Consider the following 17,075-nt stretch of genomic DNA (forward strand, 5'->3'; position numbering starts at 1 on the left):
GGGATCATTGACCGACCGCCCACTCCCCCACCGCCGGGCGGACAACCGACGAGCAGAAACGGCCGACACCATGAGCAGCGGCGAGGACAGCGGCGAGCGCAACCCCTTCGCGCCCCCTCCGCCCGGCGCACCGGACCAGCCCTGGCGTCCGCGCGTCCCGCAGCCGCCCGCGTCCGGCGACCGGCCGGACGGGCAGCCGGACGGCGAGCGCCCGCAGCCGCCCGGCTGGGGCCCGCGCCCCGAGCCCGGCCCGCCGCAGCCCCGCCTCGACCTGTCCGACCCGGCGCACCGCACCGCCCGCAACGCCCTGCTGTCGGGCTTCGCGGCGCTGCTGTCGGTGCTGTTCGGCCTGTTCTGGATCGGCTTCCCGCTGGCCCTGCTCGCCGTCTGGTACGCCGTCACCGTGCTGCGGGTGCCCGCCGAGCCGGTCACCGACCCGTTCGCGCCGCGCCCGGTCCGCCCGCAGGTGCCGGCCGCGCTGTCCGCGCTGCTCACCGGCGGCCTCGCGCTGGTGATGTCGCTGGCCACCTTCACCATGCAGTTCGCGTACCACGACTACCTGGACTGCGTGGACTCGGCGATCACCAAGGAGGCCGTGCACAGCTGCGGCGTCGACGTCCCGACCTGGGTGACCACGCTCTACGAGGGCCCCGCGGAGTGACCCGCCGTCAGTCTCCGTCCGCGGACGGGGTGACGAAGCCCGACTCGTAGGCGGCGATCACCGCCTGGGTGCGGTCGCGCGCGCCGAGCTTGCCGAGCAGGCTGCTGACGTGCGTCTTGACGGTCTGCACGCCCAGGTGCAGCCGGTCGCCGATCTCGGCGTTGGACAGGCCGCGGGCCATCAGCCGCAGCACCTGGCCCTCACGCTCCGTCAGGCCGGCCCGGGCGACCGCCCCGCCGTCCGCGGCCCGTTCCGCCCGGGCCGCGGCGAGGCGGCGGATCGCCGCCGGGAACAGCAGCGACTCGCCGGCCGCGACCAGCCGCACCGCCTGGGCGATCTCCGCCGGGCGGGAGCGCTTGAGCAGGAAGCCGTCCGCGCCGGCCCGCAGCGCCTCGTACACGTAGTCGTCGGCCTCGAAGGTGGTGACCACCAGGATCTTCGGCGGCTCGTCGACGCCGCGCAGGATCGCCCGGGTCGCGGCCAGCCCGTCGACGCCGGGCATCCGGACGTCCATCAGCACCACGTCGGGGCGCAGCGAGCGGACCAGGCCCAGGGCGTGGGCGCCGTCCTCGGCCTCGCCGACCACGGCGATGCCGTCCTGGGCGTCCAGGACGGCGCGCAGGCCGGCCCGGATCAGCTCCTCGTCGTCGACCAGCAGCACCTTGATCATCGTCACCGGCCCAACCGTAGCGGCAGCCGCACCCGCAGCACCCAGTCCGTCCCGTCGGGGCCGGCCTCGCACTCGCCGCCGAGCAGCACCGCGCGTTCCCGGACGCCGCGCAGGCCCTTGCCGCCGCCCTTGCGGCCGCCGCCGCCCGGGCCGGTGCGCGGGGTGCGGCACTCCAGGGCGAGCGCGCCGTCGGCGACCGCGCCGCGGATCCGGATCGGCGCACCGGGGGCGTGCCGCAGCGCGTTGGTGACGCCCTCCTGCACGATCCGGTACGCCTCGCGGGACAGCACGCCCGGCAACTCGCCGGACCGGACGTCCAGTTCGGCGTCGACCGGGCTGCCGGCGGCGCGCGCGCCGGCGAACAGCTCCTCGGCCCGGTCCAGGCCGGGCTGTTCGGTGGCGGCGGTCTCGGGGGCCTCGCGCAGCAGCACCAGCATCCGCTCCAGGTCGTCCAGGGCGCGGCGGCCGGTGGTCTCGATCGCCTCCAGCGCCTTGTCGCGGAACGCCGGGTCGGCGATCTCGCGGGCCGCGCCGGCCTGCAGGACCGTCACGGTCAGCGCGTGGCCGATCGAGTCGTGCAGTTCGCGGGCCAGCCGGTTGCGCTCCAGCAGCCGCTCCGCGCGGAGCTCCGCCGCGGCCAGCCGCTCCGCCGCCGACGGCCCCAGCAGCCGGACCGCCAGCGACAGTTGGAGCCGTCCGGCGAGCACGGCCAGCCACAGCAGGGCGAACAGCACGGCCGGCGCGAGCAGCGCCCGCGGCCCGAACGGCGGGCCGACGGCCGCGTCGGCGGTGCTGACCGCCGCGATCATCACCACCCCCAGGGCGGTGCCGAGCGCCACCCGCGCGACCAGCCAGCACGCCGTCCGCCCGCGGTCCGCCCAGCTCGCCGACGGCGCGATCCCGATCGCCTCCTCGCGCCGCGGCACCAGCAGCAGCCGCGCCTGCACGCCCTCCGCCCGCCGCACCGCCGGCACCAGCGCGATCAGGCACAGCAGCGGCACGTCGACCGCGCAGCAGGTCAGCACCATCCGGCCGGTCGAGATCCCCTCCGTCCCCGGGTACACGAGCAGCACGATCCCGGCGAACAGCATGCCGATCAGCAGGTGCAGCCAGCGGGCGTAGGTGGCGGGCAGCAGCAGCGGGGCGATCAGGGCGGGCATCGCGCCATCCTCCCCCAGCCGGCCCCGCGGCACCCTCCCTCCCGGGAGGGAGCAGGACCCCTCCCGGGCGGGATCCGCCCTGCTCCGCCCGCCGGTTGACTGGTCGTCACAGCCGGACGGCACCGACGGAAGGAGAGCCACCGTGATCGAGATTCGTGACCTGACCAAGGCGTACGGGGAGCGCAGGGCCGTGGACGGCCTCACCTTCCGGGTGGAGCCGGGCCGGGTCACCGGCTTCCTCGGCCCGAACGGCGCGGGCAAGTCCACCACGCTGCGGATGGCGCTCGGCCTGGACCGGCCGACCTCCGGCGCCGCCCTGGTCGACGGCATGCCGTACGAGCGGCTCACCGAGCCGCTGCGCCGGGTCGGCGCCCTGCTGGACGCGCAGGCCGTGCACGGCGGCCGCACCGCCGCCGGCCACCTGCGCTGGATCGCCGCCTCGCACGGCCTGCCCGCCCGCCGGATCGACGAGGTGCTCGCCGCGGTCGGCCTGTCCGACGCCGCCGGCCGCCGGATCCGGACCTTCTCGCTCGGCATGCGCCAGCGCCTGGGCATCGCGGTCGCCCTGCTCGGCGACCCGGCCGCGCTGCTGCTGGACGAGCCGGTCAACGGCCTGGACGCGGAGGGCATCCGGTGGATCCGGACGCTGCTGCGCGGCCTCGCCGACGAGGGCCGCGCCGTGCTGGTCTCCTCGCACCTGATGGCGGAGATGGCGCAGACCGCCGACCACCTGGTGGTGATCGGCCGGGGCCGGCTGCTGGCCGACACCTCCACCGCCGGCTTCCTGGCCGACCACGGCCGCCGCCGGGTCCGGGTCCGGGCGGTCGACCCGGCCGCGCTGGCCGCGCTGCTCGCCGAGGCCCACCCGGAGGCGGTGCCGGTCGGCGACGGCGCGTACGACGTCCCCGACGCCGAGCCGGGCGAGCTGGGCGCGCTGGCCGCGTCCCGCCGGGTGGTCCTGATCGAACTGTCCGTCACCCACGACTCACTGGAGGATGCCTTCATGCGGATGACCGCGGACGCCGTCGAGTACCGGGCGGTGGCCGCATGAGCGCCACCACCTACCCGCTGCGCGCCGAGTGGGCCAAGTTCACCACCCTGCGCTCGCTGTGGACGACGCCGCTGCTGGCGGTCGCGCTGAGCGCCGGCATCACCGCGGCCGCCCAGTTCGCCTACGGCAAGGTCGACGACTCGCTGACCGACGACCCGATGCTCGGCCTGTACTACGGCCTCAACTTCGGCCAGGTCGCGGTGGTCTGCCTGGGCATCCTGCTGATCGGCCAGGAGTACAGCAGCGGCACGCTGGCCACCTCGCTGGCCGCCGTCCCCGACCGGATCCGCTTCCACCGCGGCAAGCTGCTGCTCGGCGCGGGCCTCGGCCTGGCGATCGGCCTGCTCACCGTCGCGGGCCAACTCGCCGCCACCGCCGCCTCGGTGGGCATCGACCTGGCCGCCCCCGGCAGCTACCGGGCACTCGCGGCGGGCGTGCTCTACCACCCGCTGCTGCTGGTGCTGTGCCTGTCGCTGACCACCGTGCTGCGCAACCAGACCGCGGCGCTCGGCCTGCTCTCCCCGATGGTGTTCCTCGGCACCACCGCACTGTCCGCGATCCCCGGGATCCGCGAGGTGGTCCAGTTCTTCCCCGACCGGGCCGGCCTGTACGCCCTGCGCCTGCAGGACGACCCGGAGATCCACTACGGCCACGGCACCGGCCTGCTGGTGATGGCCCTGTGGACCGCCCTCGCCGTCGCCGCCGGCCTGCGCACCCTGCGCACCCGCGACGCCTGACCCCGCGTCGGCAGCCGTCGGGCGCCGCCCCCGCACCACCGGGGCGGCGCCCGACGCCGTCTCAGGGCGCCGGCCAGCACACCAGCCGGTACGCGCCGACCCGGATCCGGACCACCGGGCCGGGCCCGGTGCGGGTGCGCCACCAGCGGGCCAGCAGCACGCCCGGCACCGCCACCGCCAGCAGCCAGGCACTCTGCGCGAGACCGAACTGCCAGGGCACCGGGCCGAGTTCGGACATCCGCCCGGTGCCCAGCGCACCGCCGGCCGACCAGCCGGCCAGCACCCCGAGCGGAGCGGCGGCCAGCGCCACCACGGCGGCGACGGCCGCCGCCTGCGGCGCGCTCCAGCGGACCGCCGCCCGGCCCAGCAGCAGCGCGGTCAGGACGGCCGCGGCGGCCGGGACGCCGCAGGCCAGCAGGTGCCAGTCCGGGCCGCCCCGGCCGGGCAGCACGGCCAGCAGCGGGAAGTCGGGGACGGCGCCGAGCCGGGTGCCGAGCGGCCCCGCGTGGCCGCCGGCGCCGACCGCGAAGCCGGTGCCGAGCGCGTAGGACACCGACCAGAGCAGCGCGTTGGGCACCAGCGTCAGGCAGGCCAGCAGCATGCCGAGCCACCCGGCGCTGCCGCCGCCCAGCCGCTGCGCGCCGTGCCCGGCCGAGCCGAGCACCACCGCCACCACGAACACCGCCCCGCCGCCCGCCAGCAGCGCGCCCGCCCACACCGCCAGCGCCCGCAGCGCCACCCGCTCCGCGCCGCCCGCCGGCCACAGCGCCGCGGACAGCGGCAGCCGGCGCAGCTGCCCGGGTCGGCCGAGCCCGCCCCACAGCCCGTAGCCGAACGCACCGGCCGTCAGTGCCGCCACCGCCAGCAGGTCGGGCAACGCCCGCGAGCGCAGCGCGGCCTGCGGGTCCGCGCACTGCGCCACCGCCCCGGCCGCGACCAGCAGGTAGCCGGCGTACGCGGCCAGCGGGGAGCGCCAACGGACGAACCCGCGCCCCCGGGCGCGCCGGGCCAGCCGGCGCCCGGCCCGCACCAGCAGCGCCGTGACGACAGCGGTCAGCAGCAGCGGGGTGACCGTCACGGGCGCGGCCTCCGGCCCCCGGGCGAGCGGCGCACCGTGCCCGAGCAGCCACAGCCCGAACGCCGTCCGCGCCGCGCCCTGCGCCGAGTCGTCGCCGTACGGGGCGAGCACCCACAGGCCGAACACCGGGACGGCGACCACGGACAGGGTGAGCAGCGCGGTGCGGACTCCGGCGAGCAGATCGGCGAGGGCGGAGCGGCTTTCGAGTTCGCTCGGCAGGCCGAGGATCGGACGGCCCATCAGCTGCGTCATGGCCCTCATGCTGCCAAGGCCACTCCTTGCGGGGTGTCAACGCGCAAACCTTCGCCGTGTCCCGGATTATCAGTACATGTGCCTTTTTCCGGGATGGATTCGCAGCGGAGGAATGCGGTGACTTCACCTTCGACCGCCGAGCCCGAGCGCACCACCGGAAGCCCGTCCCGGTCCCGCGCGGACGCCGAGCGGCTGCTGCGCCGCCTCTCCCCGCGCGAGGCCCAGGCGCTGGCCCGGCTCGCCGCCGGCGACGACCTGCGGACCCTGGCCCGCCACCTCGGCATCGCCCCCGGCACCGCCCGCGCCCACCTCAACCGCGCCATGCGCAAGCTCGGCGTCCGCAGCCACGAGGAGGCCGCCGCCGTCGCCGCAACGCTGGCCGCACCGGCGGCTCCTGACGCCCCGCCGGCCGCCGAGCCGCCGCAGAAGGACGGCGCCCGGCCCGCCCCCCGGCAGCCCGAAGCCGCCGAGCAGGCCCCGACTCCGCCGCCGACCGACGCCCCGTCACCTGCCCCGACCCGCCCGGAGAAGCGCGCACAGCAGGCGCCGGCCGCACCGCCGACCGACGCGCCGTCAGCCACCGCCGCACCCCGCCCGGAGAAGCGCGCGCCGCAGCCCGACGCGCCCGCGCGGCCGGAACCCGCCGTCGTGGGCGAGGAGCCGCGCCCCGCCGCGTTCGCGGACTTCGCCGAGCGGGTCCACACCCGCCTGGTCCAGCAGACCTTCCTGCTGACCGGCCACCGGCACCGGGCCGTGCACGCCGTGCACCTCGCGCTGGGCGCGGCCGGCCGGCGCTGGGAGGAGGTGGCGGCGGCGCCGGACCCGGAGGGCCTGGTGCGGTCGGCGGCGTTCGACCTGGCGCTGTCGCCCTGGCACCGGGGCGGCCCGCGCCGGACCGGCGCGCCGTGGCGGCGGCGCCGGATCAAGGTCGCCGAGCCGGCCGAGCCGGAGCCGCCCGAGCGCCTGACGCCCCACGACCGGGCGCTGCTGAAGGCGCTGCAGCGGCTGTCGCGGCCGCGCCGCCGCGCGCTGGTGCTGCACGACACGCTGGGGCTGTCGGTGGAGCAGGTGGCGCTGGAGGTGGAGTCGAGCCGGGCGGCGGCCGCGGCCCGGGTGCGTTCGGCGCGGGAGTCGCTGGCCCGCGAGGTGCCGGCGCTGGTCGGCGCGGACCCGGACGCGGCGGGGTTCGGGGAGCGGCTCGGCGAGCTGCTGCACCGGGCGGCGGTGCACGGCTGCCCGGGTCCGCGGCGGCCGTCGCCGGCCCTGCTGGTCGCGGACAGCCGCGTGCACACCGGTCTGCTGACGGGCGCGGCGGCGGCTCTGACCGTCGGGGTGGGGGTGGCGATGGCGACCACGCTGTTCGGGGTCGGCCCGGCCGAGCTGGTGCGCCCGGAGCTGCCGGAGGCGACGGCCTGCACGGCGGCCGGGTCGGGCAGCGCGGCCCGGCGGCCGAGGACGGCGCGCCGGGGCTGCAGACGCCGTGGTGCGGTCCGACGCCGGGGGTGCCGGCCCGGCTGGTCGGTCCGCCGGCCCGGGTGCTGCCGCCGGTCGGCCCGGCCGGGAGCGCCGACGGTTCGGACGGCGCGAACCTGCTGCCGGCCGGCCCGTTCGAGGCCCGCCGTCCGCCGGTCGTCCCGTTGTCGGCCCGCCGCCCGCTGCCGCCGCCGCTGGCCGTCGCCTGCGTGCCGTTCGAACGCTGCCGTCCCCGCGGGGCCTGAGCGTCCGCGGGAACGCCGAAGGCGCCGCCCGCCTTCGCGGTGGGCGGCGCCTTCGTGCCGAAGCGGTGTCGCGTGCTGCCTTACTTGGCGGCGGCGATCAGCTCGCGGGCCAGGCGGGCGGTCTCGGACGGCGTCTTGCCGACCTTGACGCCGGCGGCCTCGAGGGCCTCCTTCTTCGCCTGGGCGGTGCCGGAGGAGCCGGAGACGATGGCGCCGGCGTGGCCCATGGTCTTGCCCTCGGGCGCGGTGAAGCCCGCGACGTAGCCGACGACCGGCTTGGTGACGTGCTCGGCGATGTACGCCGCGGCACGCTCCTCGGCGTCGCCGCCGATCTCGCCGATCATGACGATCAGCTCGGTCTCCGGGTCCTCCTGGAACGCCTTGAGGGCGTCGATGTGGGTGGTGCCGATGACCGGGTCGCCGCCGATGCCCACCGCGGAGGAGAAGCCGAGGTCGCGCAGCTCGTACATGAGCTGGTAGGTCAGGGTGCCGGACTTCGACACCAGACCGATCTTGCCCGAGCCGGTGATGTTGGCCGGGATGATGCCCGCGTTGGACTGTCCGGGGCTGATCAGGCCGGGGCAGTTCGGGCCGATGATGCGGGTCTTGTTGCCCTTGGCGCCGGCGTGGGCCCAGAAGGCGGCGGTGTCGTGCACCGGAACGCCCTCGGTGATGACCACGGCCAGGCCGATCTCGGCGTCGATCGCCTCGACGACGGCGGACTTGGTGAACGCCGGCGGGACGAAGATGACGGTGACGTCGGCACCGGTCTTCTCCATCGCCTCGACCACGGTGCCGAACACCGGGACCTCGGTGCCGTCCACGTCCACGGTGGTGCCGGCCTTGCGCGGGTTCACGCCGCCGACGATCCGGGTGCCGGAGGCGAGCATGCGGCGGGTGTGCTTCATGCCCTCGGAGCCGGTCATGCCCTGGACGATGACCTTGCTGTCCTTGGTAAGGAAGATAGCCATGGTGTTAAGTCCCCTTCCTTACTTGTTGGCCAGCTCGGCGGCGCGGTCAGCGGCGCCGTCCATGGTGTCCACCTGCTCGACCAGCGGGTGGTTGGCGTCGGTCAGGATCTGGCGACCCAGCTCCGCGTTGTTGCCGTCCAGGCGGACGACGAGCGGCTTGGTCACGGCCTCGCCCTTGCTCTCCAGGAGCGCGAGGGCCTGCACGATGCCGTTGGCGACCGCGTCGCACGCGGTGATGCCGCCGAAGACGTTGACGAAGACCGACTTGACGTCGGTGTCGCCCAGGATGATCTCCAGGCCGTTCGCCATCACCTCGGCGGACGCGCCGCCGCCGATGTCGAGGAAGTTGGCCGGCTTCACGCCGCCGTGGTTCTCACCGGCGTACGCGACGACGTCCAGGGTGCTCATGACGAGGCCCGCGCCGTTGCCGATGATGCCGACCTGGCCGTCGAGCTTGACGTAGTTCAGGCCCTTCGCCTTGGCCGCGGCCTCCAGCGGGTTGGCGGCGGCCTTGTCCTCGAGCGCCTCGTGCTCCGGCTGGCGGAACTCGGCGTTCTCGTCGAGGGAGACCTTGCCGTCGAGGGCGATGATCTTGCCGTCGCCGGACTTGATCAGCGGGTTGACCTCGACCAGGAGGGCGTCCTCCTTGACGAAGACGACCCAGAGCTTCTGCAGGACATCGGCGACCTGGTCGGCGATCTCGGCCGGGAACTTCGCGGCGGCGACGATCTCGGCGGCCTTCTCCGCGGTGACGCCCTCGTTGGCGTCCACCGGGATCTTGGCGAGCGCGTCCGGGTTCTCCTCGGCCACGACCTCGATCTCCACGCCGCCCTCGACGCTGGCCATCGCCAGGAAGGTGCGGTTGGTGCGGTCCAGCAGGAAGGAGACGTAGTACTCCTCCTGGATGTCCGCGGTCTGCGCCAGCATCACCTTGTGGACGGTGTGGCCCTTGATGTCCATGCCGAGGATCGCCTCGGCCTTGGCCACGGCGTCCTGCGGGTCGGACGCGAGCTTCACGCCACCGGCCTTGCCTCGGCCACCCACCTTCACCTGAGCCTTGACGACGGCTCGGCCGCCGAAGCGCTCCGCGATGGCGGCAGCGTCTGCGGCGGTCTCGATGACATCGCCGTCAAGCACGGGTACACCGTGCTTGGCGAAGAGGTCCCTCGCCTGGTACTCGAACAGGTCCACGTGTTTGTCCTTGTTCGTGGTCGCGGAATGTGTCTCTACGAGCGTGCCACGGCAGGATCTTCGCTGCGGGTCGTCGGCGCTGAGCGGGTACGCAGATGTACGGCCTTGCGGCCCACTCAGGTGCCGTGCGCATCGTCAATCAACACGCGCGTCACGTCCGCATGGCAGGTTATCCCCGGACGACCGGCGTGTTTCCCCCGGGACCGGCTCCGCGATCGTGAGAACCGTCACAACCGGCCTGGCCCGGCGTGTCGGCGGGCCGCCCCGAGGCCCTGGGCGCGCGACGGTCGGCCGCACCACAGGATCACCCGCACGGGTGGTGGCGCGGCCCGTTGACGCGTCACTGCCGGTCCGGCACCGGCAGCGGACGCTTCTCGATCGCGGCCGCCATGATGTCCGGGAACGCGTCCGGGGTGCAGGCGAACGCCGGGGCCCCCAGCGCGGCCAGCGCCTGCGCGTGCGCGTGGTCGTAGGCCGGCGCGCCCTCGTCGGAGAGCGCCAGCAGCGCGATGAACTGCACGCCCGACGCCTTCATCGCCGCCACCCGCTTCAGCATCTCGTCCCGGATGCCGCCCTCGTACAGGTCGCTGATCAGCACCACGATCGTCTCGGACGGCCGGCTGATCTTCGACTGGCAGTAGGCCAGCGCCCGGTTGATGTCGGTGCCGCCGCCGAGCTGGGTCGCGAACAGCACGTCCACCGGGTCGCTGAGCTGCTCGGTCAGGTCCACCACCGAGGTGTCGAACACCACCAGCCGGGTGTCCAGGCTGTGCATCGACGCCAGCACCGCGCCGAACACCGCCGAGTGCACCACCGAGGGCGCCATCGACCCGGACTGGTCGATGCAGAGGATCACGTCCTTCTTCACCGCCCGCTGCGCCCGGGCGTAGCCGACCAGCCGCTCCGGCACCACGGTCCGGTACTCCGGCAGGTACTTCGACAGGTTGGCGCGGATGGTGCGGTCCCAGTCGATGTCGCGGTGCTTGGGCCGGTTGACCTTGGCGCTGCGGTCCAGTGCCCCGCCGAGCGTCGAGCGGGTCCGGTCGGCCAGCCGGCGCTCCAGCTCCGCGACCACCCGGCCGACCACCAGGCGGGCGGTCTCCCGGGTGGTCTCCGGGAGGGCGTGCTTCAGCGACAGCAGCGTCCCCACCAGGTGCACGTCCGGTTCGACCGCGGCCAGCATCTCCGGCTCCAGCAGCAACCGGTCCAGGCCCAGCCGGGAGATCGCGTCCTGCTGCATCAGCTGCACCACGCTGGTCGGGAAGTACTCCCGGATGTCGCCCAGCCAGCGCGCCACCTGCGGCGCGGACCCGCCGAGGCCGGCCGACCGCTTGCCGTCCTCCCGGTACAGCGCCCCCAGTGCCCCGTCCATCGCCGCGTCCCGCCGCGACAGCCGCACCCCGGTCCCGTCCCCGTCGGCACCCAGCACGAGCCGCCAACGTCGCATCCGCTCATCGTCCTGACGGACAGTCATCTGACAATCACTCCTCTACCCCCACGCCCCGTCAGGAGGCGCGGGAACTGCGCCCTCGCCCCGCGCCCCGCCAGGGGCGCGGGAACTGCGCGAAGCGGAAGGTACGAACGGGAAAGATCGGGGCAGCACGGCGGCGCACCCTGCGGACCGCCCGACGCGGCGGGAACACCACCGATCCTGCCGCCCGCGTACGACAACTCAGCTCGCGCGGCGGTCCGACTGGCGCGGGATCCGCGGGTGCGGGATGCCGAGCAGCAGGGCCAGCACCGGCGTCGTCGCGTCGGCGCGGTCCTCGTCCAACGCGCTGTCAGGACCGGCGGCGGCCACCGGCGTTGCCAGCGGGCCGGCCGCCACCCGGGAGCCGATGGTGTGGCGGACGCCCGTCTCCAGGGAGGAGAAGGTGCGGCGCAGCACCGGCAGCAGGTCGGTGAAGGTGTCGGCGGGGACGCCGCACAGCCAGCCGTCGAGCAGGCCGAGCAGGGCCGGGTCGTGCAGCAGCAGCGCGCCGCCGCCGGAGACGAAGCCCTCGACCCAGCCGGCGGCGTCCAGCGGGCCGGAGGCGATCGAGAGGACCAGGCCGAGGCGCCGGCCGGCCTCCTCGGTGTCGATCCGGCCGTCGTCCAGCAGCAGCCGGACCGCCCGCCCGCGCAGCAGCCCGGGGACGCCGGTGGCCGGGCCGCCGTGCGGTTCACGGGCGGCGAGCGCGGTGAGGGTGCCGGCCCAGCGGTCGGCGACGGCGGTGTCGGAGAGCAGCGCGATCGCCTGGTGCACGGCGTCGATCTCGGTGCGGCGGGCGCCCGCGCCGTCCGCGTCGAGGCCGGTGCAGGCGGCGGGCAGGGCGACGCAGAGGCGTTCGGCGAGGCCGAGGGCGACAGCGGTGAGGGCGCTGGTGTCGGTGGCCCGGACATCGCCGTAGCGCAGGGTGCGGACCAGCGCGGGGAGCGCGGCGGCGAGGTGGCCGGCGTCGGTGTCGAGCGCGGCGCGGTCGGCGAGCCGCCGCATCACCTCGGGCAGCGCGTCGGGCAGCCCGGCCAGCAGGCAGTGCTCGGCGAGTTCGGTGAGCGCGGTGAGTTCGGCGGTGGCCGCGTCGGCGATCGCCTTGCCGGTGGCGGCGCCCTGCACGGTGGTGCCCCACTGGCCGGCCTCGACCAGGCGGATCGCGTACTCGGGTTCCCAGGCGAGCTGCCAGACCTCCCGGAAGGTGCCGGTGGACTGCACGCCGTCGCGGGTCGGCCGGCCCCAGTGCAGGCCGAGCAGGCGCAGCCGGTGCAGCAGGCGGGAGCGTTCCGCGTCGAGGTCCTTGCGCAGGTCGAGGACGAGGTCGCGGGTGGTGGCCTCGGGCTTGAGCCGCAGCGTGCGCTGAAGGCGCGTCAGGTCGCGCTGGAGCGGCACGGCGGGTGCGCCGTCGGGGACTTCGCCGAGCGCGTCGCCGACCACCAGCCGGTCGTGCACCAGGGCGAGCGCCACGTCGGAGCCGTCGCACAGGACGGCGCGCACCGTGTCCAGGGTCTCGGTGAGGCCGGGCAGCGGGCGGCCGCGCATCGCGGCGAGGCTGTCGGCGAGGCGGATCGCCTCGATGACGTGCGCGGAGGAGACCGGGTGGTCCTCGCCGCGGAGCAGTTCGGCGACCTTGGTCATCCAGCGGGCGACCGGCTGCTCGGGGGTGGTGTACAGGTGGTGGTACCAGCCGGGCGAGTCGATGCCGGCGCCGTAGCCGGTGTGCTGGGACAGCCGGCGGTGGGTCCACGGCACCCAGGTGAGTTCGGTCCTGAGCTTCTTGGGGAGTTCGGCGAGCAGCGCCCGGTCGTGCGCGACGGTCGGCATGGCGGCGAGCGCGGGCACGTGCCAGGCGCCGCAGACCACCGCGATGCGGCGGTGGCCGGCCCGGCGGGCGGCCCGGATCTGCTGCCGCATGGCGGCCTCGCGGACCTCGTCGCGCCGTTCGGCGGGGTGGTGCTCGCGCAGCGCGGCCATCGCCTCGGAGAGGGCGGCGAACGGGGCGAGGGGGTCACCGTCGGGGGCGCGGTGCTCGATCACGTCCTCCCACCAGGCCTCCGGGTCCGGGTGCCCGGCGGCGGCGGCGAGTTCGGCGATCGGGTCGACCGGGCCGGGCCCGGAAGTGCCCCCCGGCACTTCCGACCCCTCCCCCTCTTCTGACGCGTCGTCGGGCCCGGACGTCGCAGGCGGATTTCCGCGCGGCCCGAGTGCGAGGCTCTGCCCGGCGGGCAGGTCGATGAAGCGGACCGGCACGCCGGCGTCGGCGGCGTGGCGCAGCGCCACCCACTCCGGGGAGAACTCGGCGAACGGCCAGAACGCGGCCCGCGCCGGGTCGTCGCTGACGTGGGCGAGCAGGGCGACCGGCGGCACCATGTCCTTCTCGGCGGCCAGCGCGGCGAGTTCGTCGGCCTCCGGCGGGCCCTCGATCAGCACCGCGTCGGGCTGCAGGGCGGCCAGCGCGGCGGCGACCGCGCGGGCCGAACCGGGGCCGTGGTGGCGCACCCCGAGCAGCGTCACCTGGGCAGTCACGCGGAGACCTCCCGGGCGGCCCGGTAGAAGTCCTTCCAGCCGTCGCGGTCGCGGACCACGCCTTCCACGTACTCGCGCCACACCTGCCGGTCGGCGACCGGGTCGCGGACCACCGCGCCGACGATGCCGTCCGCGACGTCGCCGGCCCGTAGCACGCCGTCGCCGAAGTGGGTGGCGAGGGCGAGCCCGTTGGTGACCACCGAGATCGCCTCGGCGGTGGACAGCGTGCCGCTGGGGGTCTTCACCTTGGTGCGGCCGTCGGCGGTCAGGCCGGCCCGCAGCTCGCGGAAGACGGTGACCACGCGGCGGATCTCCTCGGCGCCGCCCGGCAGTTCGGGCAGGTCGAGGGAGCGGCCGAGCTGGCCGACCCGGCGGGTGACGATCTCCACCTCCTCGTCGAGGGTGGCGGGCAGCGGCAGCACCACGGTGTTGAAGCGGCGGCGCAGCGCGGAGGAGAGCTCGTTGACGCCGCGGTCGCGGTCGTTGGCGGTGGCGATCACGTTGAAGCCGCGCACCGCCTGGACCTCGGTGCCGAGTTCGGGCACCGGCAGGGTCTTCTCGGACAGGATGGTGATCAGGCTGTCCTGCACGTCGGCGGGGATGCGGGTGAGCTCCTCGACGCGGGCGATCTGCCCGTCCCGCATGGAGCGCATCAGCGGGGACGGCACCAGGGCGTCCTCGCTGGGGCCGTGGGCGAGCAGCTGGGCGTAGTTCCAGCCGTAGCGGACGGCCTCCTCGGGCGTGCCGGCGGTGCCCTGGACGAGCCGGGTGGAGTCGCCGGAGATCGCGGCGGCCAGGTGCTCGGACACCCAGGTCTTGGCGGTGCCGGGCACGCCGAGCAGCAGCAGCGCCCGGTCGGTGGCCAGCGTGGTGACGGCGACCTCGACGATCCGGCGCGGGCCGATGTACTTGGGCGTGATGACGGTGCCGTCGGCGAGTTCGCCGCCCAGCAGGTAGGTGGCGACCGCCCACGGCGAGAGCCGCCAGCGCTCCGGTCGCGGCCGGTCGTCGTGCCGGGCGAGGGCGGCCAGTTCGTCGGCGAAGGCGTCCTCGGCGTGCTGCCGCAGGACCTCGCTGGTCGTCTCGGTGGTCATCGACCGCTCCGATCTCACGGGACGTCAGAACACTGCGCAGAAAGGGCGCGAAGAACGAACGACACGGCGCTGACCTGGGGAGACGTACTCCCGTTCGGGCCGTGTGAGACCTACTCTGCCGCCTGCCACTGACAACCGGCGCCCCGCCGGGCCGCCGCCCACGGCCACAACTGCGCCACGCCGAACGCCACTTCCACGGCCAGGAAGCCCCCCAGCAGGCCGGTCGCGCCGTGCGCCAGCGCCCAGGCCTGCCAGCAGGCGAACAGCACCCGCGCCGCGCCGTCGTACAGTCCGTGCACCGGCAGCGGGCGGAGCAGCCGCAGCAGCGCCCACACCACCACCAGCGAGCCCATCAGGTTGGCGAACAGCGTCAGCACCGGTTCCGGCGGCGGCAGTTCGCCGACGCCGAGGGCCCGGGCGGCGGCGTTCATCGCGCGGTGGGCGAGGGCGAAGGTCCAGGGGGTGGCGAACGGGGCGGTGACCAGCAGGTCGTACCAGGCGCTGGCGCGGATCGTGCGGAGGTGACGGGTCGTCATCGGACGGGCTCCTTCGGTCGCGGGGACCGGTCCAGGCTCGACCCTGGAGTACTGTCCAGGGTCAAGTCGCCGACGGAGGCAGGGGCATGCGGATCGGGGAACTCGCCGAACGGACCGGGCTGAGCCGGGACACCGTCCGCTTCTACGAGCGCACCGGACTGCTGACGGCCCGCCGGCTGCCCAACGGCTACCGCGACTTCCCGCCGGAGGCCGTGCCCTGGCTGCGGTACGTCCGCACCGCGCAGGCGCTGGGCTTCTCGCTCGCCGAGATCGCCCGCACCGGCGCCGAACTGGACGGCGCCCCGGACGCCGCCGAGCGGCTGTCGGAGCTGCTGCGGCAGAAGATCGCGCTGATCGACGAGCGCACCGCCGAACTGGCCGCGCTGCGCGCCGACCTGGTCGAGCGGGCCGCCTCCGGCTGTCCGCTGGCGCCGTCCTGACGGTCGCCCCGGCCGGGAACCGCCTGGTGACAGGGGCCGTGGAGCCGTCCGCCCGTTCCCGGCCGCCGGCCGGCGCCGACGGCGGCACCGGGTCCTGACCGCCCCTCAACTGTCAGTGGTGCCGCCTAGCGTGGTGGTCATGGAGGAACGCTGGAGCACCGAACACGTCCTTTCCCTGGCCCCCGACCCGGCGTCCCAGAAAGCCGCGGGCAAGCTCTCCGGGCCCGCCCCGTGGAGCTCCGCCGGCACCGGTCAGGGCGCGCTGTGGGGCCTGTGCAAGGGCAGCGGCAGCACGCCGTACCGGACGGCGGTGGAGCTCGGCACGCCCGCCTACAAGTGCAGTTGCCCGAGCCGGAAGTTCCCGTGCAAGCACGCCCTCGGGCTGCTCCTGCTGTGGGCCTCCGGTCCCGAGGCGGTCACCGCGGCCGCCGAGCCGCCGGACTGGGTGTCGGAGTGGCTGAACGGCCGCAGCCAGGCCGCCGCCGACAAGGCCGCCAAGGCGCAGGCCAAGGCCGCCGACACCGACCCGGAGGCCGCCCGCAAGCGCGCCGCGAAGCGCTCCGCGCGGGTCGCCGCCGGCGCGGTCGACCTGCGGCTGCGGCTGGCCGACGGCGTCCGCCGGGCCTCGCCGACCCGCTGCCCGCCGGCGCGTGGGACGAGGTCGCGGCGCGGATGGTCGACGCCCAGGCCCCGGCCTGGCCGGCCGGGTCCGGGCGCTGGCCGAGACCCCGCAGGACGCCCTGCTGGAGGAGTTCGCGATGCTGCACCTGCTGGCCGGCGCGTACGGCCGGATCGACACCCTGCCGGAGGCGCTGGCCGCCACCGTCCGCACCCGGGTCGGCTTCACCACCGACACCGCCGAACTGCTCGCCGGCCCGACCGTCCGGGACCGCTGGCAGGTGCTGGGCAGCCGCGACACCGCGGACGAGCGGCTCACCACCCGCCGGGTGTGGCTGCGCGGCGCGAAGACCGGCCGGGACGCCCTGCTGCTGGCCTTCGGCCGCCCCGGCCAGGCGCCGGACCTCGCACTGCCCACCGGCCGCCTGCTGGAGGCCGACCTGGCCTTCCACCCGGGCGCCCGCCCGCTGCGCGCCGTCCTCGGCACCCGCTACGGCAGCCCCGAGCCGGCCCCGGTGGCCGTGCCCGCCGGCCTGTCCCCCGCGCAGGCGCTCGCCGGGTACGGCGACGCCGTCGCCGAGGACCCGTGGCTGGACAGCTGGCCGACCGTGCTGGCCGACGTCGTCCCCGTCCTGACGCCGGACGGCTGGCAGCTCACCGACGGCCGCGACACCCTGCCGGTGCGCCGCGGCGCCCTCACCGACGCCGCGCTGTGGCGGCTGGCCGCGGTCTCCGCCGGCCACCCCGTCACGCTGTTCGGCGAGTGCGGCCACGCCGGGTTCACGCCCGTCACGGCGTGGGACGCCGAGCAGCGCCCCGTCGGCCTCGGCTGACCCGGACACCACCACCACCCGCACGCCGCCCTGACGCCACGTCACGGCTTCGGCGTGCCCGGCCG

At 75.7% G+C, this 17,075-nt stretch carries 14 protein-coding genes and 1 pseudogene; 6 read left to right on the plus strand and 9 right to left on the minus strand.

Going from position 1 to position 17,075, the window contains the following annotated elements:
* Window positions 1-70: 70 nt before the first annotated feature.
* On the plus strand, window positions 71-661 hold the full coding sequence (locus KCH_RS15080; protein WP_051653100.1) for a hypothetical protein: 591 nt from the start codon (window positions 71-73) through the stop codon (window positions 659-661).
* A 7-nt stretch (window positions 662-668) separates the two neighbouring features.
* Here KCH_RS15080 and KCH_RS15085 read toward each other — a convergent pair whose 3' ends face one another.
* Both KCH_RS15085 and KCH_RS15090 read right to left on the minus strand, forming a co-directional pair.
* Window positions 669-1,331 (minus strand): response regulator transcription factor, encoded by a 663-nt coding sequence (locus KCH_RS15085; protein ID WP_035863402.1) that lies wholly within the window; start codon window positions 1,329-1,331, stop codon window positions 669-671.
* Between the two features lie 2 nt (window positions 1,332-1,333).
* Window positions 1,334-2,491 (minus strand): sensor histidine kinase, encoded by a 1,158-nt coding sequence (locus KCH_RS15090; RefSeq protein ID WP_035863404.1) that lies wholly within the window; start codon window positions 2,489-2,491, stop codon window positions 1,334-1,336.
* A gap of 142 nt (window positions 2,492-2,633) precedes the next feature.
* Between KCH_RS15090 and KCH_RS15095 the strand changes: the two genes are divergently transcribed.
* Both KCH_RS15095 and KCH_RS15100 read left to right on the plus strand, forming a co-directional pair.
* Window positions 2,634-3,542, plus strand: a complete 909-nt coding sequence (locus KCH_RS15095) for an ABC transporter ATP-binding protein (protein ID WP_035863405.1) — start codon at window positions 2,634-2,636, stop codon at window positions 3,540-3,542.
* A complete protein-coding gene (locus tag KCH_RS15100) occupies window positions 3,539-4,279 on the plus strand; it encodes an ABC transporter permease (protein ID WP_035863406.1) in 741 nt (246 codons plus the stop codon). Before KCH_RS15095 ends, KCH_RS15100 begins: the two co-directional genes overlap by 4 nt.
* 61 nt (window positions 4,280-4,340) lie before the next feature.
* Here the strand turns inward: KCH_RS15100 and KCH_RS15105 are convergent, their stop codons facing one another.
* Window positions 4,341-5,609 carry a cell division protein PerM gene (locus KCH_RS15105; protein ID WP_051653101.1) on the minus strand — a complete coding sequence of 423 codons (1,269 nt, stop codon included), beginning with the start codon at window positions 5,607-5,609 and terminating at the stop codon, window positions 4,341-4,343.
* 117 nt (window positions 5,610-5,726) lie between these two features.
* On the opposite strand from KCH_RS15105, the gene KCH_RS37325 reads away from it, so the two are divergent.
* Window positions 5,727-7,475 carry a LuxR C-terminal-related transcriptional regulator gene (locus KCH_RS37325; RefSeq protein ID WP_051653102.1) on the plus strand — a complete coding sequence of 583 codons (1,749 nt, stop codon included), beginning with the start codon at window positions 5,727-5,729 and terminating at the stop codon, window positions 7,473-7,475.
* Here the strand turns inward: KCH_RS37325 and sucD are convergent.
* The 6 genes from sucD to KCH_RS15140 form a co-directional block, all read right to left on the minus strand.
* Entirely contained in the window at window positions 7,408-8,298 is an 891-nt protein-coding gene (sucD, locus tag KCH_RS15115; protein WP_035863407.1) for a succinate--CoA ligase subunit alpha, read from the minus strand. The two genes, KCH_RS37325 and sucD, sit on opposite strands and share 68 nt — an antisense overlap.
* Window positions 8,299-8,316: 18 nt before the next feature.
* Complete coding sequence (sucC, locus tag KCH_RS15120; RefSeq protein WP_035863409.1) at window positions 8,317-9,489, minus strand: ADP-forming succinate--CoA ligase subunit beta; 1,173 nt, start codon at window positions 9,487-9,489, stop codon at window positions 8,317-8,319.
* 340 nt (window positions 9,490-9,829) lie between these two features.
* Window positions 9,830-10,963 (minus strand): VWA domain-containing protein, encoded by a 1,134-nt coding sequence (locus tag KCH_RS15125; RefSeq protein ID WP_035863412.1) that lies wholly within the window; start codon window positions 10,961-10,963, stop codon window positions 9,830-9,832.
* 198 nt (window positions 10,964-11,161) lie between these two features.
* Window positions 11,162-13,489 (minus strand): DUF5682 family protein, encoded by a 2,328-nt coding sequence (locus KCH_RS15130; protein ID WP_035863415.1) that lies wholly within the window; start codon window positions 13,487-13,489, stop codon window positions 11,162-11,164.
* A complete protein-coding gene (locus KCH_RS15135; RefSeq protein ID WP_035863417.1) occupies window positions 13,486-14,583 on the minus strand; it encodes an ATP-binding protein in 1,098 nt (365 codons plus the stop codon). Before KCH_RS15135 ends, KCH_RS15130 begins: the two co-directional genes overlap by 4 nt.
* 110 nt (window positions 14,584-14,693) lie before the next feature.
* The gene (locus KCH_RS15140; RefSeq protein ID WP_035863418.1) at window positions 14,694-15,119 is read right to left on the minus strand and encodes a hypothetical protein; all 426 of its coding nucleotides are present in this window, start codon (window positions 15,117-15,119) and stop codon (window positions 14,694-14,696) included.
* Between the two features lie 86 nt (window positions 15,120-15,205).
* On the opposite strand from KCH_RS15140, the gene KCH_RS15145 reads away from it, so the two are divergent.
* Complete coding sequence (locus KCH_RS15145) at window positions 15,206-15,559, plus strand: MerR family transcriptional regulator (RefSeq protein ID WP_035863420.1); 354 nt, start codon at window positions 15,206-15,208, stop codon at window positions 15,557-15,559.
* A gap of 139 nt (window positions 15,560-15,698) precedes the next feature.
* A pseudogene (locus KCH_RS15150) lies at window positions 15,699-17,010 on the plus strand (SWIM zinc finger family protein).
* Window positions 17,011-17,075 lie beyond the last annotated feature (65 nt).

It is taken from the genome of Kitasatospora cheerisanensis KCTC 2395 (assembly GCF_000696185.1).
Lineage (GTDB): Bacteria > Actinomycetota > Actinomycetes > Streptomycetales > Streptomycetaceae > Kitasatospora > Kitasatospora cheerisanensis.

Excerpts from the sequence above, each read along its gene's own strand:
- KCH_RS15100 (WP_035863406.1), top strand. The coding sequence starts at position 3,539 with ATGAGCGCCACCACCTACCCGCTGCGCGCCGAGTGGGCCAAGTTCACC.
- KCH_RS15085 (WP_035863402.1), bottom strand. The coding sequence starts at position 1,331 with ATGATCAAGGTGCTGCTGGTCGACGACGAGGAGCTGATCCGGGCCGGC.
- KCH_RS15090 (WP_035863404.1), bottom strand. The coding sequence starts at position 2,491 with ATGCCCGCCCTGATCGCCCCGCTGCTGCTGCCCGCCACCTACGCCCGC.
- KCH_RS15080 (WP_051653100.1), top strand. The coding sequence starts at position 71 with ATGAGCAGCGGCGAGGACAGCGGCGAGCGCAACCCCTTCGCGCCCCCT.
- KCH_RS15145 (WP_035863420.1), top strand. The coding sequence starts at position 15,206 with ATGCGGATCGGGGAACTCGCCGAACGGACCGGGCTGAGCCGGGACACC.
- KCH_RS15135 (WP_035863417.1), bottom strand. The coding sequence starts at position 14,583 with ATGACCACCGAGACGACCAGCGAGGTCCTGCGGCAGCACGCCGAGGAC.
- KCH_RS15125 (WP_035863412.1), bottom strand. The coding sequence starts at position 10,963 with ATGACTGTCCGTCAGGACGATGAGCGGATGCGACGTTGGCGGCTCGTG.
- sucD (WP_035863407.1), bottom strand. The coding sequence starts at position 8,298 with ATGGCTATCTTCCTTACCAAGGACAGCAAGGTCATCGTCCAGGGCATG.
- KCH_RS15140 (WP_035863418.1), bottom strand. The coding sequence starts at position 15,119 with ATGACGACCCGTCACCTCCGCACGATCCGCGCCAGCGCCTGGTACGAC.
- KCH_RS15105 (WP_051653101.1), bottom strand. The coding sequence starts at position 5,609 with ATGACGCAGCTGATGGGCCGTCCGATCCTCGGCCTGCCGAGCGAACTC.